This window comes from Enterocloster citroniae, from assembly GCF_040545455.1.
Lineage (GTDB): Bacteria > Bacillota > Clostridia > Lachnospirales > Lachnospiraceae > Enterocloster > Enterocloster citroniae.
This window is the reverse complement of record NZ_JBEPLZ010000008.1, coordinates 212,943-235,312: the sequence shown is the minus strand read 5'-3', so window position 1 is coordinate 235,312 and position 22,370 is coordinate 212,943. Positions and strand designations below refer to the sequence as shown.

Here is a 22,370-nt window from a genome sequence, read left to right as displayed (position 1 = left end):
AAGTATGGCTGAAACAGTAAGATGGGGATAGAAAATACTGGAAAAATGATGTATGATAAAAGGAATGGCAAAAACAGAAAGACAGGTAGGCCATAGGCATGGCAGACCGGGGAAATGGGGTGTAGTATTGCAACAGTCAGATACGGATATGATTGAGGGTGGTATATTTAAGTCCATACTATGGTTTTCAATTCCACTGCTCATAGGAAACTTCTTTCAGCAGCTTTATAACACAGTGGATTCCTATGTGGTTGGAAATTTTGTGAATACCAATGCGCTGGCCGCTGTGGGGGCGTCCACGCCGGTGATCAACATGCTGGTGGGGTTCTTTATGGGGCTTTCAGCAGGCGCCGGCGTGGTCATATCGCAATATTTTGGGGGAAAGCAAAAAGAGGAGATGAGCAGGGCGGTTCACAGCTCTGTGGCTCTCACAGCGCTTCTCAGCATAGTGTTCACGGGAGCGGGCATGGTTCTCACCAAACCTCTGCTGCGGGCCATCGGGGTGCCGGAAGAGGTGCTGCCCCATTCTTCCCTGTATCTGCTGATCTATTTTGGCGGAATCACATTTTCCCTATTCTATAATATGGGCGCAGGCATCCTGCGGGCAGTGGGGGATTCAAAACATCCCCTGATCTATCTGGCTGTGGCCAGTCTCGTGAATATTGCCCTGGATTTTCTGTTTGTATGTGGGTTCCACATGGGGATTGCAGGTGTGGCCATTGCCACCATCATTGCCCAGGCAGTCAGCTCGGCCATGGTCCTGTATAAACTGATGCACACTCAGGAGGATTACAGGATCGAGCTGCGCAAGGTGCGTTTCCATAAAAAAATGGTCCGCCGGATCGTGTCCCTGGGATTTCCCGCAGCCCTTCAGCAGAGCATCACATCCTTTTCCAATGTGGTGGTGCAGTCCTATATTAATTTCTTTGGCGCGGCAGCCATGGCCGGGTATTCCGCCATGCTGAGGATCGATGGATTCCTGCAGCTTCCGCTTCAGAGTTTTAATATGGCCATCACAACATTTGTGGGCCAGAACATAGGAGCACGCAAGTATAAAAGGGTAAAAAAGGGAATCTGGGCCGCCTGGGCCATGTGTTCCCTGGTGATTCTTGTGGGTTCTGTCTGTATGTATTTCTTTGCATCATTCCTCATCAGCATCTTTACGGATGATGCCCAGGTGATCGCCAATGGAAGCGGTATGCTCCGGATATTCTCCACAGCCTACATCATCCTTCCTGTGATCCAGATACTCAACGGTGCATTAAGAGGGGCAGGGCTTTCCAAGATCCCAATGTTCTTTATGCTGGGCTGCTTTGTGGTCCTGAGACAGATTTATCTCATGATCGCGGTCCCCATGACCCACAACATGTTTGTGGTTCTTACAGGCTGGCCGGTTACCTGGGTCATCTGCGCCATCGGTATGCTGATCTATTATGTGAAAGCGGATTGGCTGCCCAAGGAGGCGGAGGAGCAGGGAAGGTAAAAATCAATCAGTGTGAGCAGATATAAAAACAGATATTAAACAAACATAAAAAGTATGAATAAATGGAACACCGGATTTATGCAGTGAACGCTGCTGGTCCGGTGTTTTTATCTGATACCATGGTCCCGCAGCGTCAGCCCAATGTATTAGGTAAGCATACAGGGATCCTGACTGAAAAATAGTTTCTCTTTACGCCGTCTGTTGTCACATCGATCCGGGCTCCGTGTTCCGATGCAATGCTGCGGGCAATGGATAGTCCCAGTCCATAGCCGGGGATACCGCCCCTGGAGGGGTCGGCCCGGTAAAACCTTAGAAAAATATGCTGCATTTCATCCTCGGACAGGGGACATCCTTCATTGGAGACAGAGAGAAGGGCCTCCTTGGGGCCGCTGCGCGATAGGCTTACCAGGATGGTGCTGCCTTCGGCACTGTATTTGCAGGCATTATCCAAAAGAATATCAGTCAGCTGCCTTAATTTCTTTTCGTCCCCGTCCATCTCGATGGAATCCTCCACCTGGCTGGAAATATATTTGCCCATATCAAATGCAACCGGTTCAAATGAAAGGATACTGCTGTTTACAATGAAACTGAGACTTATGCGGGAGTGTTCCCAGGGCTGCTCACCGGAATCGCTTTTGGCAAGGGTGAGAAGGCTTTCAAGCAGTTGCTTCATGCGTATGGCTTCGGCTTGGATGTGCTCGATTCTCTGGTGGTTCCTGCCTGAGGGGATATCGGGTGTGTGGACCAGCATATTGGCATTGGACAGGATGACGGTCAGAGGGGTTTTAAGTTCGTGGGAAGCGTCCGCCACAAACTGCTGCTGTCGTTTCCAGGCGGTTTCCACAGGTTTTACCGCCCATTTTGACAGGAGGACGGAGAAGATGAAAAATGCTCCAAAGGCGCAGCCGCCAATGATGACAGAATGAATGGCCTGCCAGTACAGGGAGTTCTGCTCCGCGTAAATATCCACAAATGCGTACCGCACAGCGCCGCCCGGCCGTTTCTTATCACAGAGAAACCGAAGATGCCGGTCCTTCATAGTGCCGGATGATCCTTCCTGCTGATCAGCCAGGGCAATAAGCATTTCCAATTCACTGTTGTCCACACTGAAGATCCTGTTTTTTACAATGGAAATGGAGCCGTCTGTTTTTACATCCGCCACCAGAATGGGGGAGGCCTCTCTTGCGGGCAGAGGAGGCCCGGATCTTGGGGCAGGAGGAGGGGGATTGCCGGATGAGGCTTCCTTGACTTCCTTGATGGCTGAGTGCAGGGTGTCCATGCTTTGACTGCGGTAGTTAAGCTGGGCAGAGTAATAAAGGGTCGTCAAAATAAGAACCAGAAAAATGGTGATGATGGTCATCATGATGCCAACGAATTTCCAACGCAGCTTTCTTATCATTATGACACCTCCAGCCGGTAACCGATATTCCGGACAACGGTAATGCGGACAGAAGAATCCAGCAGGGAAAGCTTTTTGCGGAGAAAGGAGATATAGGCTTCCACACTGTTTGCATTTACACTGGAATCATATCCCCACACCTTCATCAGCAGCATTTCTTTGGGAAGAAACTGGCTGCAGTTCTGGATCAGGAGACGCATCAGTTCCAGTTCCCTGGCGCTTAGGGAAACCGCCCGCCCGTTGCATGACAGCTGTGAGGTGGAGGGGGTGAGGAGCAGATCACCATATGTAAATGAGTCGGGGGTGATGTCGGCCTGCCTGCGCAGCACCGCCCGAAGGCAGGCCAGGAATTCCTGATTCTCAAAGGGTTTGGTCAGATAATAATCCGCTCCCGCGTCCAGGCCCCTGACACGGTCGGCCAGGGCTGATTTGGCGGTGAGCATAAGTACCGGCGTCATAATACGGCTGCCTCTCAGGCGGCTTAAGACATCCAGTCCGCTGAGCCCGGGAAGCATGACATCCAGAACAATGGCGTCATAGATGCTGCTTTTTGCAAGGTCCAGCCCTTCCAGCCCGTCATATGCGATATCAGTGCAATAGCCGGAATCCCCGATCATGTCGGCAAGGGTGTCGGCCAGTCTTTTTTCGTCCTCAATAATTAAAATGCGCATGGGTACGTTTTGTTCCTTCCTGTTTTTATTTACCAGTATATTATACCATGCTGAAACGTGACTGAAATTTGAACATTCTGTGAAATCCTGTGAATTTAAGCTTTATTTCAGAATAGCCCTTTATACTCATGCCATCAGATGATCATCTGAAACAACTGACAGAAAGAAGGAATGTATATGAAGAAAAATTCAGCAAGGGTATTCCTGTGCGCAGGATTGTGCGCGGCAGTCATGGCGGGAACAGGGCTGACAGGATTTGCAGACACAACAGAAGCCGGGAATATGCAGCAGATGCAGGGCCGGGGGATGAGACAGGATGACGGAAGCGTCATGGCGAAAATAACCGCTGTCACCAGCAGTACATTAACCGTGGTCATGGCTGAAAAACCCGAAATGCAGAATGATGGAACCATGCCGGAGAAGCCGGCGGATGGGGAGACCCCTCCGGAGAAGCCGGCGGACGGAGAAAACCCGCCGGAAAAGCCGGAAGACGGGGAAACGCCGCCTCAGCGTCAGGAGGGACAGATGGAACAAAAGGAGATGAATTTCTCAGACGAGGAAAGCTCCCTGACCCTGACATCGGATACTGTTGTTACAAAAGGAACGGACCATGAATCTTCATCAGTATCCCATCTGGCGGAGGGCAGTGTTGTCAGGCTTGTGCTGGATGGGACCACGGTTGTAAGTATTGACATTCTGGAGTAAGGTGGGGTGTTCGGCGGATCGCTTAGGGCATTTAGAATGTTTCATTTATGAAGGAGAGATCGGATTGAAAAGAGATGTGATTTTAGGGATCGTTCTGGCAGGAGCCCTTCTACTGTCCGGCTGCGGAGACAAAGGCGAAAGGAGCTCCACAGATGCATCAGCGCCTGAGACAACAGTCAGTGATACCGTAAGTACGGATGAGGACGATAAAGTGACGGTGGTCACCGGTTTGGTAACAAAGATTTCCGAAACAGAGATCATTGTATCGGCAGGCGGCCCAGGCTCCGGGAGCAGGGGAAAAGAAGGCGGACCGGGGAACGGACCGGGAAGAGACAGGGATAGACGGGAGGGAGACAGCAGGCCGGATTCGGAGGGAGACAAAGGGTTGGGAGAGGATCAGGCACCGGACCGGCAGGGGACCGAGGGCCAGGAGCCTGGCGGCCAAAACTCTAAAAGCCAGACGGATCAGCGGGATGTTCCGGAGGAAAATACACCGTACAACGGGGAAAGAAGCAGGACAGTTACCATAAAATTATCATTGGATACGGAGATTATAGACCAAGACGGAAATGCCCTTACAGTATCTGATATAAAAACAGGTGACCTGGTCACTGTGGAGACAGATGGCGCTGATTTGGCGCTTACCATAACGAGCAATCAAAATTCCGGAGACAGAGGTGATGAGGAGATAAGAAGCAAGAAGAAAGAAGGAGGTGGGACAAAACCGGGTGAAATGAAAGAAGGTGAATCAGAGCCTGGTGAGACAAGTACGGATGTGCCAGAATCTGCTGTAAACGAATAAGCGGAATTAGGATAAAAGGATACTGGAAAACAACCATAGGGTCATACTCATTCTATAAGCTTGCCGGAAACCGGCAGGCTTTTTCAGTCTTACGATAGACAATTTACCATTGTTTTGTGCTGCGATCTGTGCTATGCTTAAACCACCAATTCAGGGCAACTCATTTGCTCTGTCTATCATTTCATAGTAATTTCAAGCACCGGCAGATTCGCTGGTAAGATCACAGCAGCGGTAATGGGGAGAGTGAGGAATTCTTGCATTTTAGGTACAGTCCCGGTATAATGGTATCAGAGACAGCAATGTTGTTAGTGCCTTTTTTCTGCCGTTGGAAATGTCCGGTGAGGATGTCTGCCGTACTCCATTGCCTTAGGATGGAAAGGAAGGTTTGATGGGGCAGAAGGATATTTCTCTGATCACCTATTTTGAGGATCAGAGGCGTTACGCGGATTTGATCAATGGTTTTGTATTTAAGGGGAAGCAGATCGTTTCTGAACAGGATGTACAGGAGATGGATTCCCGGGCGGCGGGAGCGTTTGGAAAACTGCAGCGGCGCTTGATGGTCCAGAAGTACCGCGACTGTGTGAGGCGTATCATATTTGACATGGGATTTGTGATCATGGGCCTGGAACATCAGGACAAGGTACACCATGGCATGCCGGTCCGGATTATGGTGGAGGATGCGGTAAGCTACGATCAACAGATGCGGCAGATCAAGCGTGATCACCGTAACCGGCGTGATCTGCGCGGAGATGAATTCCTAAGTGGATTTGCCAGAATAGATAAGCTCTATCCGGTTGTCACCATCTGTATCTATTACGGGGAAATGCCTTATGATGGGGCAAAGGAACTGTATCATATGATGGATTATGAAAAACTGCCGGAGGAGTTTAGAAAACTGCTGAATAACTACAAAATACATGTTTTGGAAATCAGGGATTTTCAGGACATTGACTTTTTCAGGACAGATTTAAGGGAAGTCTTTGGATTTGTACAGCGTTCCGGTGATCCGGATGCAGAAAAGAGATTTACTTTTGAAAATGAAGAACAGTTCAGGAAAATGGATGAGGATGCGTATGATGTCATTATTTCCATGACCGGTTCCACGGAACTGGCGCAGGTAAAGGAGATATACCGTGAAGAAGGAGGTAAGATCAATATGTGTGAAGCAATCCGCGGGATGATTGAGCGGGGACGGGCAGCAGGGGTAGCAGAAGGAAGGGCAGAAGGAATGGCAGAAGGCCAGGAAAAGAAAGCATATACGGCAGCAAAAAACATGTATGCCAGAGGTTTTTCAGCCGAGGATATAGCCGGCCTCCTGGAGGAAAGCAAGGATACGGTTTTAAACTGGTTTGAAAGTTGGGAAAAAGGGAGATAGATATAATGAAGCGTATTTAAAAGAATAGATATATCCCGGCCTGCCGCCTTCCGGCAGGCCTTTTTCTGCGCCGATTCCCGGCATTTTATCTGCCTTATAAGCAAGCTTAACGTCCGCTTTTGCACCCATTTTCCCGCCGTCCTGAACTGTTACAATATTTTATATGTTACACATGCAAAGGGTGTATCCCACACTACTGGTAATCCCTGCCCTGCCCCAGGTATAATTAAGCCATCATAAAGGCGGGCCCGCCACCTAAATCAGTGGGGGCTCAAACGGAGGGAAAGATGAAGAAGACAGGAGCCGTATTGGTGGCGGCAGGACTCTCATCCCGGATGGGGGAATTTAAACCAATGCTTCCTTTTGGCGATTCCACCATTGCTCTGCATATGGTTACCATGCTAAAGCGTCTGGGTGTGTCTCCGCTGGTGGTGGTGACCGGGTACAGGGCCGGGGAGCTGGAGGAACATCTGTCACATGCAGGCGTTCGGTTCGTGAGGAACGAACGGTTCCGGGAAACTCAGATGTTTGACTCTGTGAAACTGGGGATAGAGGCTGCTGCCAAGGAGTGTGGGCGGATTATGGTCCTGCCCATGGACATACCGGCCATCATGCCGGATACCATCCGTCAGGTACTGATGATCGATGGGGGGATTGTGCGGACCATATGCAGGGGAGAGCCGGGACACCCTATTATGTTCCAAAGCCGGATCGCTGAACAGCTGTGCGCCTATCAGGGAGAAGGAGGGCTTCGGGGAGCTATTGAGGACTTTGATGGCGGTATCACGGACCTGGAGGTGGAGGATGAGGGGATTTACCGGGATGTGGATACCAGGGAGGAATACCGGGAACTGGTTGAATGGAATTATAAAAGGGGAGGGGGCCATCCTATCACCCCACTGGTACAGGTGCGGTTAAAGGCCGGGGATGTATTCTTTGGGCCGGGTACCGGACAGCTTCTGGATATGATACACCAAACCGGTTCCATTCAGGAGGCCTGCTGTAGAATCGGTCTCTCCTACAGCAAGGGCAGCCGCATGATACGGGAAGTGGAGCGCCAGCTGGGAATACCTGTGGTGGAGCGCAGGACCGGAGGAATGGGCGGAGGAGGCTCCAGCCTGACAGATGAGGGTAAAAAGCTGATGGACAGTTACGCGCGGATGGTGGCGGAAGTCCGGCAAAGCACGGAACAGATTTTTCTCAAGTATTTTGGAAAAGGTATCAGCAGCTGACTGTTGGGGACGTTGCCGTATGGAATGTTCTTGCAGAAAGCAGAAGGAGGATATATGAGGACGGTATATCTGGTAAGGCATGGAATGGTGGACTTTCCCGGAGGAAAAAGACGGTGTATCGGGCGCACGGACCTGCCTCTTAATTATGTGGGGAGAAAGCAGGCGGAGGATCTGAGGGAGTATTTTCGCAGCCGGCCCATAGAGGCCGTGTTTACCAGTCCTTTGGAGCGAACCCTGGAAACGGCCCGTATATTGGCTGGGGACCGGCTTCCCGTACAGGAATCGGAAGGTCTTATGGAACTGTATATGGGGGAGTGGGAAAATGTTCCTCTCTGCGATTTAAAGAAGGGCCTGGAATCAGAACCAATCCTGGGTGAGGGACGTGAACAGGGAGTGCGGCGGATGGACCGGGCTGTTAGGGATATTCTGGCCCGCACGTCCGGGGACGTGGTGGTGGTAGCCCATGGAGGGATCAACTGCTGTTATCTGGCAGGTCTCACAGGTCAGCCCCTTGCAACCTCCAGGGCATTGACCCAGCCTTATGGCGGGATCAGCCGGATCATCATAGATGATAATGGAAGAATTTTTGCAGCGGAATTTGGAAGAAAACCCAGGATCTCACCGTGTGACAGGGAATGCAGGGATATTTGGGACCACTATGGCACGCCTGAACGCGTAAGGCGTCACTGTGTGGCAGTGGCCTGTCATGCAGTGGGACTGGGAGCCCTTCTTTCCAAGGCGGGATATCCCATGGATATGGGCCTGATCCGCAGTGCGGCACTTTTGCATGATGTGGTCAGAGAAAAGAAGGACCATGCAGCGGAGGGGGCCGGGATACTTGTAAGGGAAGGCTACCCCATGGTGGCCGATGTCATCAGGCATCACCACGACCTGGCGGAGGAGATACTGGACGAGACGGCAGTTGTGTATCTGGCCGATAAACTGATACAGGGGGAGAGAGAAGTGTCCCTAGATGAGCGGTTTACAGGAAGCAGGGCCAAATGCCAGGGGAATGCGCAGGCCATGGAAGCACATGAGCGCCGCTACAGGCAGGCCAAGGCCATTCAAGACATGGTAGAACGATGCCGTCAATGTACAAGGGGAGGGGAGATAAAAATTGGTTGAAAAGTGTTTACAAACCGTGTATTTAGTGATATTCTGTAAATGGCGTTATTTTTCGTAATAAATAACGGGTGGAGGTTAAATAAAATGAAACTGATCAAGACAGTGGACGCAGAAGGAACGGTTTTGTGTCACGATATTACACAGATCATCAAAGGAGTTACAAAGGACGCAGTGTTCCGTAAAGGGCATGTTGTGACAAAGGAGGACATACCGGTCCTTCTCAGTGTTGGAAAAGACCAGCTCTATGTGTGGGAGAAGGAAGAGGGCATGCTTCACGAGAACGAGGCGGCCGAAGTCCTGTGCGCCATGTGCAGGGGAGATCATATGGACCGGTCACAGGCAAAGGAAGGGAAGATTGAACTCACTGCTTCCTGCGATGGTCTTCTGAAGGTGGATAACAGGGGATTGAAGGCTGTCAACGGGTTCGGCCAGATGATGATTGCAACCCGTCACGGTAATTTTGCTGTAAAAAAGGGGGACAAACTGGCGGGAACCAGGATCATTCCCCTGATCATAGAGGAAGAGAAGATGGAGGCAGCCCGGACTGCCGCATCCCGTGCAACAGGGGGGAAGCCGATCCTGGAGCTGATGCCGTTTGTACATAAAAAGGTGGGCATTGTGACCACGGGCAACGAGGTGTTCCACGGGCGCATCAAGGATACTTTTACCCCGGTCATAGAAGAAAAAATCAGTGAATTTGACACTGAGGTCATTGACCATGTGATCTGGGATGATGATGATACCAAGGTGACTGCCGGCATTCTGGACATGATCCAAAAAGGTGCGGATGTGGTGATCTGTACAGGCGGCATGAGCGTTGACCCTGACGACAAGACGCCTCTTGCTATTAAGAACACAGGAGCCAGGATCGTGTCTTACGGCGCGCCGGTGCTTCCGGGAGCCATGTTTCTTCTGGCCTACTATGAGGTGACGGCCGATGAGGACCGGCGCACGGTTGCCATCATGGGCCTGCCCGGATGTGTCATGTATGCAAAGCGCACTATTTTTGATCTGGTGCTTCCTAGGGTCATGGCTGATGATGAGGTGACGGCAGAGGACCTGGCGGCACTGGGCCAGGGCGGCTTGTGCCTTAACTGCCCTGTCTGTACATTCCCCAACTGCGGATTCGGCAAAGGGCTGTAGGGAGGAAATGGACAGAATGGAATTTACGCATTTTGATGAACAGGGCAACGCCCTTATGGTAGATGTGGGAGAGAAGGCGGATACAAAGCGGGAGGCCGTGGCAAAGGGAAGCATTTTCATGAGCAGTGAGTGCCTGAAAAAGGTTGTGGAGGGCACCATGGCAAAAGGGGATGTGCTGGGAGTTGCCAGAGTGGCGGGGATCATGGGCGCCAAGCGCACCTCTGACCTGATCCCTCTGTGCCATATCCTGAATCTGACAAAACTCTCCATTGATTTTACAATTGTGGAGGAGAACTGCGAGATCCAGGCATCCTGCACTGCCAGGACCACGGGAAAGACAGGAGTGGAAATGGAGGCCCTTACAGGCGTAACAGTAGCCCTTCTTACCATTTATGATATGTGTAAGGCAGTGGATAAGACCATGGAACTAGGAACTATTTATCTGGACCGCAAATCCGGCGGCAAGAGCGGGGACTTCCACAATCCCAGGACAGAGATGTAGGAATGGGAGGGATTCAGTATGAAGGATTCATTTGGAAGATCCATTGACTATATGAGGATATCCATCACGGACCGGTGCAATCTGCGGTGCAGGTACTGTATGCCTGACGGGGTGGAATGTCTGGCCCGCAGGGAGATTCTGACCTTGGAGGAGATCGAGGCTGTTGCAATATGCGCGGCCAGGCTGGGTATCAGCCGTATTAAGGTTACCGGCGGAGAACCATTGGTCCGCAGGGACTGCTGCCAGCTGGTAAAGATGTTAAAATCCATTCCTGGGATCGAGAAGGTGACTATCACCACCAACGGGGTGCTGCTGGACCGCTGTCTGGCCCCCCTGCTGGAGGCTGGGATCGATGGGATCAATATCAGCCTGGATACACTGGATCCGTTTTTGTATAAGAAGATCACCGGATTTGACTGTCTGGGCAGGGTGATGGAGACAATGGAACTGGCGGCCGGGCAGCCGGTTCCGGTGAAGATCAACGCTGTTTCCATTGATTTTAGTTCTATGGATGAATCCGGGGAACCGGCAGCTGTCTCAGGCAGCACCGGCTGGAAACAGATGGTGGACCTTACCGGAAGGTATCCCATTGACGTGCGTTTCATAGAGATGATGCCCATTGGATACGGAAAACAGTTTAAGACAATGAATCACAAAGACCTGTTGGAGGAAATGTACAGGGAATATCCCGGCCTGGAGGAAGACCACAGGCAGCATGGGTACGGACCTGCCGTTTATTACAGGATACCGGGGGCACTGGGCAGTGTAGGGCTGATCAGCGCCATCCATGGAAAGTTCTGTAATGACTGTAACCGGATCCGCCTGACCTCCCAGGGATATTTAAAGACCTGTCTGTGCTATGAGGACGGGACCGACCTTCGCGCGATCCTGCGGGAGGGGATGGATATGCCGGAGGGGGAAGGCCATTACCGCTGGCCCCTTAAGGACTGTCCGGATGATGAGATGCTGCAAAAGTGCCTGTCCTATGCCATGAGACAGGCCATAGAACATAAGCCCGCCGCCCACTGTTTTGAGCGCCCGGGACAGATTACGGAATCGCATAATATGATTTCCATTGGAGGTTAAGCAAGGGTTATGGATGATAGGATAGAAAACAGGGAATGTTTTGCGGCAGGACAGCCGGCAGGGGGGGAGGAAGGACTTCCCACAGGCGTGGTAAAGGCCATATGCATCAGTGACGTGAGAGGAATCGAGAAAAGGGCCATTGAGGAAGGCCATTTTCTGGTGGATTTTGGAATAGAGGGGGATGCCCACGGAGGCAACTGGCACCGCCAGGTAAGCCTTCTCTCCTATGACAAGGTAAAAGCATTTAACGAGAGAGGGGCCAATGTAGGGGACGGTGCTTTTGGAGAAAACCTGGTGGTGGAAGGATTGGATTTCAGATCACTTCCAGTGGGGACCAGGCTGTATGCGGGAAGCGCTGAACTTGTGATGACCCAGATCGGCAAGGAATGTCACAGCCACTGCGCCATATACAAGCGCATGGGCGAGTGTATCATGCCGAAGGAAGGCGTGTTTGCCAAAGTTGTAAAGGAAGGGATCATCCGCCCCGGAGATGTGATGCGTATGGGACTGCCGGCCCAGGACCGTCCGCTGACCGCAGCGATCATAACCCTCAGCGACAAGGGAGCCAGAGGGGAGAGAAAGGATGAGAGCGGTCCCGCGGCAAAGGAAATGCTGGAGCAGGCGGGATATGAGGTGGTTGAAACCCTGCTGATCCCTGATGAACCAGCACTTCTTAAGACTCAGTTGATCCGTCTGTCCGATGGACGCCAGCTGGACCTGATACTTACAAGCGGAGGAACCGGCTTTTCCCTGAGGGACCAGACACCGGAAGCCACCCTGGCAATTGCCGACCGGAATGCTCCCGGAATTGCGGAGGCCATCCGCTTTAAATCACTGCAGATAACAGACCGTGCCATGCTCAGCAGAGGCGTATCCGTTATCAGGGGCAGGACGTTGATCGTAAACCTGCCGGGCAGTCCCAAGGCGGTAAGGGAAAGCCTTGGATTTATTATGGACTCCCTGGAGCACGGGATCAAGATTTTAAGAGGAAGCGCATCCGAGTGCGCCAGGAAGTAGCCGGGAGAATCCTGGAGGGAAAGCCATAGCAGAACAGATCGCTGCAAAGATATGGCGTAACAGGCCCGCCTGTTCAAGGCGGGTATTTGTTTGAACTTCGATATAGCTATATGAGTATAACGGAACGAATATGATCCGTTTACAATAGATCAAATAAAAAGGAGCAGAAGATTATGAAAAAACACATTTCCATGATGATGGCAGCCATGATGGCGGCAACTGTACTGGCAGGATGCGGGGCATCGGGAGGAGCCGCCCCCACAGACGCCCCCACAGCAGCCCCCACTGAGGCGGCAACCACAGCGGCGGAGACTGAAGCAGAGACCACAGCAGCGGAGACTGAAGCAACAACCGAGGCAGCCCAGGCAGCTGGTGAAGAGACGGAAATCCTGGTGGCAGCAGCAGCCAGCCTGAAAAATGCCTATGAGGAAGAACTGATCCCCATGTTCCAGGGTAAATATCCCGGCGTTACCGTAAAGGGTACCTATGACAGTTCAGGCAAACTTCAGACACAGATTGAAGAGGGACTGGAGGCAGATGTGTTCATGTCAGCTGCCACCAAGCAGATGACTGCCCTGGATGAGGAGGGAATGATCGCTTCGGACACCATAACCAATCTTTTGGAAAATAAGATCGTGCTGATCGTACCCACAGGAAGTGACTCCAAGCTTGCCAAGTTTGAGGACATTGAAAATGCAGAGAGCATTGCCCTGGGAGATCCGGCCAGTGTTCCGGCAGGACAGTATGCGGAAGAAGCGTTGACGAATCTGGGAATTTGGGATAAAATTCAGGATAAGGTAAGCCTTGGAACCAATGTGACGGAAGTGCTGAACCAGGTGGCCGCAGCCAGCGCTGATGCAGGTATTGTGTACGCCACAGACGCGGCAAGCATGGCAGACAAAGTTGAGGTGGTTGCAGAGGCTCCGGAAGGCAGCCTTGCAAAAAAGGTAATCTATCCGGTGGCAGTGGTAAAGAACACCGCTCATGAGGAGCAGGCTAAGAATTTTGTAGAGTTCTTAAAGACAGATGAAGCAATGAAAGTATTTGAGGCATACGGATTTACCAAGGGTGAATAAGCGGATTTGATGAATCTGATAAGCTTCCTGCCCGGCCGGCTCCCATGAAAAGGGCGGCCGGGCAGGTATGAGAATGGGAAAGAGGGTACGTATATGGATTGGTCACCCATACTGATTTCAATGAAGACAGCCGGTCTGTCTATTTTCATAACATTTTTCCTCGGGATTTTTGCTGCCTGGGCAGTGGTGAGCATGAAGAATGAGGCTTGGAGGCTGTTCTGGGACGGAGTGCTGACTCTTCCCCTGGTGCTGCCTCCAACTGTGGCCGGTTTCTTCCTGCTCTATATTTTTGGGGTCAAACGGCCCATCGGACAGTTTTTCATAGAATATTTCAGTATTAAGATCGCATTTTCCTGGGCGGCGACCGTGATCGCAGCGGTTGTCATGTCCTTTCCGCTTATGTACCGCTCAGCCAGAGGCGCCTTTGAACAGGTGGACCAAAACCTGGTGGCCGCGGCCAGAACCCTGGGGATGAGTGAGTGGAGTATTTTCTGGAAGGTACTGATCGCCAACGCAGTGCCCGGAGTGGTCAGCGGCGGCGTGCTGGCATTTGCAAGAGGTCTGGGTGAATTCGGTGCAACAGCTATGATCGCGGGCAATATTGCAGGTAAGACAAGGACCCTGCCAATGGCGGTTTATTCAGAGGTGGCGGCGGGCAACATGGACGCGGCTTACAGATATGTGGCAATTATCGTGGTAATTGCATTTATCTCAGTCATACTGATGAACTGGGCGGCTCTCAGGACCGGGAGCAGGAGGGTATAAGACATGATCGTGAGTTCAGAACATAATCTCCGATTGGGAGTGAATATAAAGAAGAAGCTGAAAGAGTTCAGCCTGGATATGGAATTTGAGGCCGGTAAGGGATGCCTGGGAATTCTGGGGCCATCGGGATGCGGCAAGAGTATGACATTAAAGTCCATTGCAGGAATTGTCAGGCCGGACTCAGGCCGGATCGCCATCCAGTATGCCCAGGGCGAGGCTGCCGGGGGAAGAGTGCTCTATGATTCGTCACTGAAGGTAAACCAAAAGCCACAGGTACGGCGTGTGGGTTATCTGTTTCAGAATTATGCCTTGTTTCCCAATATGACAGTGGAGCAGAACATTGCAACAGGGCTGAATGCAACAGGCGGCAGGCTGTCGGAAGCCAGAAAACGTCAGCCCCTTACGGTCTCGGAAAAAGGAGATAAAGTCAGGGAGATGATCAGCCGGTTTCGTCTGGAGGGACTGGAGAGGCGGTACCCGTCCCAGCTGTCCGGCGGACAGCAGCAGCGCGTGGCGCTGGCCAGGATCCTTGCCTATGAACCGGAGGTGCTGTTGCTGGACGAGCCGTTTTCCGCCATGGACACATATCTGAGGGAAGGGCTCAGGCTTGAGCTGGCCAAGGTGATCCTCGATTATGATGGTGTGACCGTGATGGTGACCCATGACAGGGACGAGGCCTACCAGCTTTGCGACAACCTGCTGCTGCTGGATCGGGGGCGGGTTCTGTCAGGGGGGCGTACCAGGGATATTTTCCAGGAGCCGGTCACATGTCAGGCAGCCAGGCTCACGGGCTGTAAGAACATTTCCAGAATTGAACGCCTGGGCGATCGGCGCATCAAGGCCCTGGACTGGGGAGGACTGGAGTTGGTGACCGATAGAAAGGTGGATGACACGATCACGGCAGTGGGCATCAGGGCCCATGACTTTGAACCCCTCTCAGACGGAGAGGCGGACACATGGAAGCAGGCGCAGAACGGAAATTTGATACGGGTGGGAACACCCAGTATTTCTGAGATGCCCTTTGAATGGTATGTTACCCTGGACAATGGTCTGTGGTGGAAAAAGGAAAAGGATATCCACACCCATAACACGGCAGGACTGGTTCCGGCATGGCTACGTGTGGAGCCATCTGCATTGCTTCTGCTTACAGGAAATCTGGAGTAAAAGAGGATTATTACTCACCAACTGAAAAGGTGGGAGTCTCAATCGGAGGGAAAGATGAAGACAGGAGCAGTGGTAGTTGCAGCGGGACACAAAAGTTCTCTGAGTACCTTTTCACCCATGCTTCCCGTTGGGGACAGCACGGTGATCCGGAGAATCATTATTACGTTAAAGCGCTCAGGAGTGGACCCGGTGGTGGTGGTGACCGGGAAAAATGGGGATGAGGTGGAAAAGCATATTGCGGGCCTGCGGGTCATCTGCCTGCGCAACAAGGAATATGACCATACACAGATGTATAACAGCATCTGCATGGGTTTAAACTACATTGAGGATCTATGTGACCGGGTATTTATCCTTCCGGCAAAATTCCCTCTGTTTCTGCCCCAAACTATAAAGCGTATGCTGGAATCAGATGCCACGGTGGTCTGCCCTGTGTTTGAGGGAAGGCGCGGCCATCCGGTGCTGGTATCCAGTAATGTCATAGGGAAACTTTTAAGCTATAAAGGAGACAGGGGACTAAGAGGGGCGGTCAGGCAGGTGGACGTGGACAACTGTGCGGAGGAGATCGCAGTGGAAGACCAGGGGATCATCTTTTCCGTGGAAACGGATGAGGACTGTTCCCGGGGGGATCTGAAGAACGAACAGCTGGATATTTATCCCCAGATCCAGCTGACACTGGAAAGGGACGAGGGATTTTTCGGCCCGTCCGTGGCCCAGTTTCTGTCTCTGATCGACCATACAGGTTCCATGCAGACTGCCTGCAGGCAGATGCATATGTCTTATACCAAGGGTTGGAAGATCCTTAAGGCAGCGGAGCGGGAACTGGGATACCCTCTATTGATCACCCAGTCCGGTGGTGCGGAGGGAGGATCTTCCCAGCTTACGCCCAAGGCAAAGGATTTTCTGGACCGGTTCCTGAAAATGGAGAAGGAATTAATGGAGGATGCACAAAGGCTGTATCAAAAATATTTTTATGTGGAGGATGAGGCAGGGAAATGAAAGCATTATTTGAAGAACTATCAAATGTACTGGCAAAAGGGGAGGAGGCTGTGCTGGTTACCATTATTGCCAGCTCAGGTTCCACGCCAAGAGGCGCAGGTTCCAGGATGCTGGTTAAAAAAGACGGCACCATTAAAGGTACCGTGGGCGGCGGCGCCGTGGAGTACCAGGCTATCCTCACTGCCGTGGAAGCCATAAAACATAAATCATCCCACACAAAGGGATTCACCCTGACCAGGAACCAGGTGGCTGACATCGGCATGGTGTGCGGGGGAAATGTGGTGGTCTATTTCCAGTATATCAGTCCGGATAACAAGGAATTCGCAGGCTTTTGCGCGGATGTGCGAACGGCCCTTTCCAGGGATGAGGACAGCTGGCTGCTGCTGGATATCACGGATGAGACCTGCTGGCAAATGGGACTTTACAGCGAGAGTACAGGCCTTCTTGGCATGAATATGCCGGAACGTTTTACGGATTCGGATCTGTTTGGATGCAGCACACTTCAAAGGGAAGCAGAAGGACGCCGCTATTATGTGGAGCCCCTGGTGCAGGCCGGCACAGTCTATGTGTTTGGCGGGGGACATGTGGCCCAGGAATTGGTTCCCGTGCTTACCCATGTGGGGTTCAGGTGCGTGGTTATGGATGACCGGGAGGAATTTGCCAATCCCCAGGTTTTTCCAACAGCGGCGGACACCATTGTGGGGGATCTGGAGAGAATTGGGGACTATATTAAGATCAGGCCCTGCGATTATATATGCGTAATGACCAGGGGGCACCAGTTTGACTACTATGTCCAAAAACAGGCAATGACCTTTAAGCCTTGCTATATCGGAATCATGGGAAGCAGGAACAAGATACGTGTGGTCACCGACAAACTTCTGGGAGACGGTTTTTCCAGGGAAGAGATCGAAGGCTGCCACATGCCCATTGGAACGGAGATCCACGCAGAGACACCGGCGGAGATCGCCATCAGCATTGCCGGGGAACTGATCAGTGTGAGGGCTGCGGGAATGGGTTTAAAAAGTAAAATAGATGGTCAGAAATAAAGGAAAAGCAGAACAGGGAATTTGACAGTGAGATAGGAAAAACAGCCAGGAATACAGGGATGATCCGTGTGCTCCGGGCTGTTTTTGTGCGTTTATGGCTTTCCTTAAATTGTATTTTATGATAAGATTATTTGAGCAATAAAAGGAAAATGACGGGATCCGGAAGGAGTGCCTGTGAAGGCATGTCAGGTGTGTGCGTATGTATGTTTATTCTTATAAAAGAAAAGAAGGGGGTTGTCCGGCCGGCTTGTGGGACGGATTGGGACTGGAGGAGCAGATGGGGAAAAAGGGGACTTTGCCCTATGTGATGGCGGTTACCGGCGCGGGGGGAAAGACCTCCTTCATACGCCGCCTGGCGTGGGAGGGAGCATCACTGGGCCGCCGGGTCCTGGTGACCACCACCACCCACATGGCCAGGCCGGAGCATCTGGGAGTGTTTACACAGCAGGTCAGGGATGTGAAGTCCATGCTGGACCGGGAATCCGTGGCCGTGGCAGGGCGGTTGACAGGGGAAGGAAAGATCTCATCCCTGGAACCTGACTTTTATGAGTCCATCTGCCCTGAGGCAGACCTGGTCCTGGTGGAGGCGGACGGATCCAAACGCCTTCCCCTGAAGGTGCCCAGGCCGGGAGAACCGGTGATACCCGGGAATACGGATATGATCCTGTGCGTCAGCGGCCTGACAGCCCTGGGATTCCCTGCCGCTGACAAGTGCTGCCGTCTGGACTTCGCCCTGGAAATCATGGAGGAACATGGGCGCAGGGATTACATGGACGGGGGACAGTGGATCATAGGGCTGGAGGATTTGGGATGTCTGATGCTCCATGGGTACCTGAATCCCCTGCGGTCCAGATATATGGGTATTCCGGTCATTCCTGTGTTTAACCAGGCCGATACCCTAAAACTGGCAGAGGTGTCACTCAGGCTGCTCAGGGAAATGAACGAGGACTTGGGGATCGCGTTGGGGGGACTCCACCAGGATGTCTCGGCATCCCTTTTTTAAGATGTATGATATTCCGGACATACACAAAGGGTTATGAAAATCTATGTGCGGGGGGATCTATATGAATCTTTCATTTGTTTTTATGGCTTCCGGTTTTGGAAAACGGTTTGGGGCCAATAAGCTGTATGTACCCCTGGAGGGAAAGCCGCTGTACCGCCATGGCCTGGAATGCCTGATGGAAACGGCCGTAAGGCTTAGGCAGGAGGACGGGCACCAGGTCCGCCTGGTGGTGGTGAGCCAGTACCGGAAGATCCTTGAGGACGGGGAGCGCCTTGGACTTGAGACCGTGTACAATGGCGCCAGTGATGAGGGGATTACGGCATCCCTGCGGCTGGGGACAGAGGCGGGGGGAGAGGACGGGGATATATTCCTCTTCTTTGTGGCTGACCAGCCCTATATGAAAAGCGCTACTTTGACGGAATTTGTCCGTGGCTTTATAAAAAGCGGTTTTGGCATGGGATGTGTGTGCAGTATGGGAAAGAGAGGAAATCCTGCAGCATTTTCCCGGTTGTACAGGGAGGAACTGCTGTCGCTCCGGGGAGATAAGGGTGGCAGCGTGATCATGAAGAAACATCCCATGGACGTGTGGTCCATGGAGGTTTCCGAGAATGAATTAAAGGATATTGATGTGCAGGCAGATCTGGACCGGGAACAGGAGCAGCCGGGGAAAATGCAGGCAGGAAAGCGGTGGAACAATGAGTGATGTGATAGAAGAAGGCCAAAAACCACAGGCTGCAAAAAAGGAAAATGATTTTTCAAAGGGAAGTGTGATCAGCAATATCCTGAAGCTGGCCCTTCCCATGACATTGGCCCAGCTGATCAATGTGCTGTACAATATCGTGGACCGGGTCTACATTGGCATGATCCCTGAGAACGCCACCCTGTCCCTTACAGGGCTGGGCCTTTGCCTTCCGATCATCTCCATGGTCATTGCCTTTGCAAACCTGTTCGGTATGGGCGGCGCGCCCCTGTGCTCCATTGAGAGGGGAAGGGGCAATAAAAAGGAGGCAGAGGCCATTATGGGTAATGCCTTTGTGATGATGGTGGCAGTGGGTATCCTTCTCACCATACTGGGATTGATATTCAAACGCCCCATGCTGTACCTGTTTGGCGCCAGCGATGCAACCATCAGCTATGCGGATTCCTACATAACCATCTATCTTCTGGGCAATATCTTTGTCATGACCGGTCTGGGGATGAACAGCTTTATCAATTCCCAGGGATTCGGGACCGTGGGGATGATGACCGTACTGTTAGGAGCCATTACCAATATCATTCTGGATCCCATCTTTATCTTTGTATTCCACATGGGAGTCAGGGGAGCTGCCCTGGCAACCATTTTGTCCCAATGCCTATCCGCCATATGGATCCTCACCTTCCTCACGGGAAAGAGGGCCATTCTGAAACTGAGACCTTCCGCCATGAAGCTGGAGGGCGGACGTATTCTGCGTATCGTGGGGCTGGGAATGTCGGGATTTACCATGGCCATCACCAACAGTTCGGTCCAGGTCATGTACAATGCCATGCTCCAGCGGTTTGGCGGGGATCTGTACGTGGGGATCATGACCGTGATCAACTCAGTGCGGGAGGTGATCTCCATGCCTGTCAATGGTATGACCAACAGTTCCCAGCCTGTGATGGGCTTTAATTACGGGGCAGGGGAGTATGGACGGGTCAGGAAATCCATTGTGTTCGTCTCCATGGCCTGTATCATATATACGGTGATCATGTGGCTGTTTGTCCATGAGTGTCCTGAATTTTTTATCCGTATTTTTAACAGGGAAGGGGAACTGGTGGAGGCCGGTATCCCGGCCATGCGCGTATACTTTTTTGGATTTTTTATGATGTCCCTTCAGTTCTCGGGACAGGCCGTGTTTGTAGGACTGGGGAAATCTAAAAAGGCCGTGTTTTTTTCCATTTTCCGTAAGGTGATTATTGTGATACCATTGATCCTGATGCTGCCCACTGTATTTGGTCTGGGAACAACGGGTATACTGATGGCAGAGCCTATATCCAACTTTATCGGAGGCGTTGCCTGTTTTGGCACCATGCTTTTCACCGTATGGCCGGAGTTAAAACAAAACAAGGAGAAGACAGACCAATGAGAAATGGAATGCTGAGGACCGCTGCTGCTTTGGGGGCTGCTGCCTTTCTGTTTGCCACAGGATTTGCCAGGGCCGAGGACCATGCATCGGGGAAAGCGGGATATCTAAAGTCAGCCACTTATTATTCCGATGACTGGATCATCAATTTCTGGAACAGTGAGAGCATCCACATGGAGGAGGAACTGGCCCGGATTGCGGCTGACGGTTTTAACAATATCATACTGGTAGTGCCCTGGAGGGAGTTTCAGCCGGAAACCGCACCCTGTACCTATAATGATTATGCATGGGACAAGCTGGACCGGGTCATGGAGACTGCTGCAGACCAGGATCTGAGCGTTATGCTGCGGGTAGGTTATACCTGGGATTATTATGGCAGCGACAATGTGCTGAACCGCTACAGGGGACTAATGTATGACAAGAACATGCGGTCTGCCTGGCTGGAATATGTGGGACGCCTTTACGAGCGGGCCGTGTCCCATGAAAATTTTTGCGGTGGCTTTCTCACCTGGGAGGATTTCTGGAATTTTACCGACAGCAGCGCATCCCTGGGAAAGGGAAGCAGCGGTAAGAAAATGGCCCGTCAGTGCGGTTATACGGACTATGCGGAGCAAAACTACACCTTGGAAGAACTGGAGGAAATGTATGACCACTCCCTGGAATCCTATGACGACCTGTATTTTCCTGAAAAGGATTCCTATGCAAGAAAGGTGTTTTATGAGTTTTACGACCAGTTTTTAAATGACCTTATGGCTGAGAGCCAGACCGTATTCCCCGGCCTTTCCATGGAGGTAAGGCTGGATGTGGACCCGGTGGACCACGGGGACGGGAGTCAGGAGGGATTTATGCATTCCTCCACCTTTCCTTCCGGGGATGCGGCGTACACAAGCACCATGTACAGCCTGCCCATGGGATTTATCAATGAACATGAGCGGGTCACCGCAGAGGAAGCCCTGGATAAGATCCCTGTATTCCTGAACCGGCTTCATGTGTATAGCGGAGGAAAGCCCATCTATGTGGACCAGTTCCTGTTCACGGATAACACCGTGGGATTTGAGCACAATGCCCAGCTGCGTGACGACCAGAAGGCCCTGTACCTGGAAGGCGTGGTGCCTGTTTTAAAAAATATGACCATGGGTTATGGGATATGGACCTATCGGGATTACGGGGACAACAAACTTTATAATGCCCAGTTTGGCCTGGGACAGGAGGGCTGGCGGTTTTTCGGAGACAGTTCCGTGGCGGAACGGGACGGAAACAAGATGGCTATGCTCAAGGACGGATCAGGAATCCAGCAGAATATCGGCAACCGTATGACGGGAAACACGGGAGATGATACCCATGTGCGTTTTAAGGTAGAAGGAGACAGGAAATGTAAACTGACCATCCGCGCAGGAACCCAGACCAGGACCGTGGAGGTTGGAAAAAACAGGATCGTGGATATTAATTTTACCAACTGCCATGCGGCTGATTTCTCTATTGAGGCAAAAGGCGGAACGGTTTATGTAGATGATATCCAGGTGTTTACCTTTGTGACCCAGGGCGAGCTTTACGCCATGGACGGCACGGAGGGAAGCTGCATTGAAGCCCTTCGCACCATGAATCAAAAATTATAACTTAGTACATACTATCTCTGTGCGTTAAGCACCTGTGCCTGTTTTTAAGGCAAAGGTTCCTT

The 22,370-nt window shown here is 51.8% G+C and carries 22 protein-coding genes; 19 read left to right on the top strand and 3 right to left on the bottom strand.

Annotation, left to right across the window (positions count from 1 at the left end):
* The first annotated feature begins 52 nt into the window (after positions 1-52).
* Positions 53-1,483, top strand: coding sequence for an MATE family efflux transporter (locus tag ABID13_RS13530; RefSeq protein ID WP_007868561.1), 1,431 nt, complete (start codon positions 53-55; stop codon positions 1,481-1,483).
* A gap of 133 nt (positions 1,484-1,616) precedes the next feature.
* Here ABID13_RS13530 and ABID13_RS13525 read toward each other — a convergent pair whose 3' ends face one another.
* Both ABID13_RS13525 and ABID13_RS13520 read right to left on the bottom strand, forming a co-directional pair.
* Positions 1,617-2,882, bottom strand: a complete 1,266-nt coding sequence (locus ABID13_RS13525) for a sensor histidine kinase (RefSeq protein ID WP_045093165.1) — start codon at positions 2,880-2,882, stop codon at positions 1,617-1,619.
* On the bottom strand, positions 2,882-3,553 hold the full coding sequence (locus ABID13_RS13520; protein WP_045093164.1) for a response regulator transcription factor: 672 nt from the start codon (positions 3,551-3,553) through the stop codon (positions 2,882-2,884). Before ABID13_RS13520 ends, ABID13_RS13525 begins: the two co-directional genes overlap by 1 nt.
* Positions 3,554-3,730: 177 nt before the next feature.
* Between ABID13_RS13520 and ABID13_RS13515 the strand changes: the two genes are divergently transcribed.
* From ABID13_RS13515 to ABID13_RS13505, 3 genes are all read left to right on the top strand, one after another.
* Positions 3,731-4,258 (top strand): hypothetical protein, encoded by a 528-nt coding sequence (locus tag ABID13_RS13515; RefSeq protein ID WP_045093163.1) that lies wholly within the window; start codon positions 3,731-3,733, stop codon positions 4,256-4,258.
* 64 nt (positions 4,259-4,322) lie between these two features.
* Entirely contained in the window at positions 4,323-5,060 is a 738-nt protein-coding gene (locus ABID13_RS13510; protein WP_048930790.1) for a hypothetical protein, read from the top strand.
* 388 nt (positions 5,061-5,448) lie between these two features.
* Positions 5,449-6,435, top strand: a complete 987-nt coding sequence (locus tag ABID13_RS13505) for an RpnC/YadD family protein (protein ID WP_048930789.1) — start codon at positions 5,449-5,451, stop codon at positions 6,433-6,435.
* Here ABID13_RS13505 and ABID13_RS13500 read toward each other — a convergent pair.
* Complete coding sequence (locus tag ABID13_RS13500) at positions 6,400-6,564, bottom strand: hypothetical protein (protein ID WP_156200174.1); 165 nt, start codon at positions 6,562-6,564, stop codon at positions 6,400-6,402. The genes ABID13_RS13505 and ABID13_RS13500 overlap by 36 nt on opposite strands.
* Positions 6,565-6,722: 158 nt before the next feature.
* On the opposite strand from ABID13_RS13500, the gene ABID13_RS13495 reads away from it, so the two are divergent.
* From ABID13_RS13495 to ABID13_RS13425, 15 genes are all read left to right on the top strand, one after another.
* A complete protein-coding gene (locus ABID13_RS13495; RefSeq protein ID WP_007868544.1) occupies positions 6,723-7,667 on the top strand; it encodes an NTP transferase domain-containing protein in 945 nt (314 codons plus the stop codon).
* A gap of 54 nt (positions 7,668-7,721) precedes the next feature.
* Positions 7,722-8,792 carry a histidine phosphatase family protein gene (locus ABID13_RS13490; RefSeq protein ID WP_045093160.1) on the top strand — a complete coding sequence of 357 codons (1,071 nt, stop codon included), beginning with the start codon at positions 7,722-7,724 and terminating at the stop codon, positions 8,790-8,792.
* Between the two features lie 84 nt (positions 8,793-8,876).
* On the top strand, positions 8,877-9,935 hold the full coding sequence (locus ABID13_RS13485; RefSeq protein ID WP_045093159.1) for a molybdopterin-binding protein: 1,059 nt from the start codon (positions 8,877-8,879) through the stop codon (positions 9,933-9,935).
* 16 nt (positions 9,936-9,951) lie between these two features.
* Entirely contained in the window at positions 9,952-10,437 is a 486-nt protein-coding gene (moaC, locus tag ABID13_RS13480; RefSeq protein ID WP_007868535.1) for a cyclic pyranopterin monophosphate synthase MoaC, read from the top strand.
* An 18-nt stretch (positions 10,438-10,455) separates the two neighbouring features.
* Positions 10,456-11,523, top strand: coding sequence for a GTP 3',8-cyclase MoaA (moaA, locus tag ABID13_RS13475; protein WP_048930788.1), 1,068 nt, complete (start codon positions 10,456-10,458; stop codon positions 11,521-11,523).
* Positions 11,524-11,532: 9 nt separating this feature from the next.
* Positions 11,533-12,540 (top strand): MOSC domain-containing protein, encoded by a 1,008-nt coding sequence (locus ABID13_RS13470; RefSeq protein ID WP_242849292.1) that lies wholly within the window; start codon positions 11,533-11,535, stop codon positions 12,538-12,540.
* 173 nt (positions 12,541-12,713) lie between these two features.
* A complete protein-coding gene (gene modA / locus ABID13_RS13465; RefSeq protein ID WP_048930787.1) occupies positions 12,714-13,616 on the top strand; it encodes a molybdate ABC transporter substrate-binding protein in 903 nt (300 codons plus the stop codon).
* Between the two features lie 93 nt (positions 13,617-13,709).
* A complete protein-coding gene (gene modB / locus ABID13_RS13460; protein ID WP_007868521.1) occupies positions 13,710-14,381 on the top strand; it encodes a molybdate ABC transporter permease subunit in 672 nt (223 codons plus the stop codon).
* Between the two features lie 9 nt (positions 14,382-14,390).
* Positions 14,391-15,545 (top strand): sulfate/molybdate ABC transporter ATP-binding protein, encoded by a 1,155-nt coding sequence (locus tag ABID13_RS13455; protein WP_048930823.1) that lies wholly within the window; start codon positions 14,391-14,393, stop codon positions 15,543-15,545.
* Positions 15,546-15,599: 54 nt separating this feature from the next.
* A complete protein-coding gene (locus ABID13_RS13450) occupies positions 15,600-16,541 on the top strand; it encodes an NTP transferase domain-containing protein (RefSeq protein ID WP_045093157.1) in 942 nt (313 codons plus the stop codon).
* Positions 16,538-17,587: an XdhC family protein gene (locus ABID13_RS13445; RefSeq protein WP_048930786.1), complete on the top strand. Its 1,050-nt coding sequence runs from the start codon at positions 16,538-16,540 to the stop codon at positions 17,585-17,587. Before ABID13_RS13450 ends, ABID13_RS13445 begins: the two co-directional genes overlap by 4 nt.
* Positions 17,588-17,834: 247 nt before the next feature.
* Positions 17,835-18,590, top strand: coding sequence for a selenium cofactor biosynthesis protein YqeC (gene yqeC / locus ABID13_RS13440; RefSeq protein WP_354021040.1), 756 nt, complete (start codon positions 17,835-17,837; stop codon positions 18,588-18,590).
* Between the two features lie 61 nt (positions 18,591-18,651).
* The gene (locus tag ABID13_RS13435; protein ID WP_045093155.1) at positions 18,652-19,293 is read left to right on the top strand and encodes a nucleotidyltransferase family protein; all 642 of its coding nucleotides are present in this window, start codon (positions 18,652-18,654) and stop codon (positions 19,291-19,293) included.
* On the top strand, positions 19,286-20,695 hold the full coding sequence (locus ABID13_RS13430) for an MATE family efflux transporter (protein ID WP_045093154.1): 1,410 nt from the start codon (positions 19,286-19,288) through the stop codon (positions 20,693-20,695). Before ABID13_RS13435 ends, ABID13_RS13430 begins: the two co-directional genes overlap by 8 nt.
* Entirely contained in the window at positions 20,692-22,308 is a 1,617-nt protein-coding gene (locus ABID13_RS13425; RefSeq protein ID WP_048930785.1) for a hypothetical protein, read from the top strand. The genes ABID13_RS13430 and ABID13_RS13425 overlap by 4 nt, the downstream gene beginning before the upstream one ends.
* The last annotated feature ends 62 nt before the right edge of the window (positions 22,309-22,370 follow it).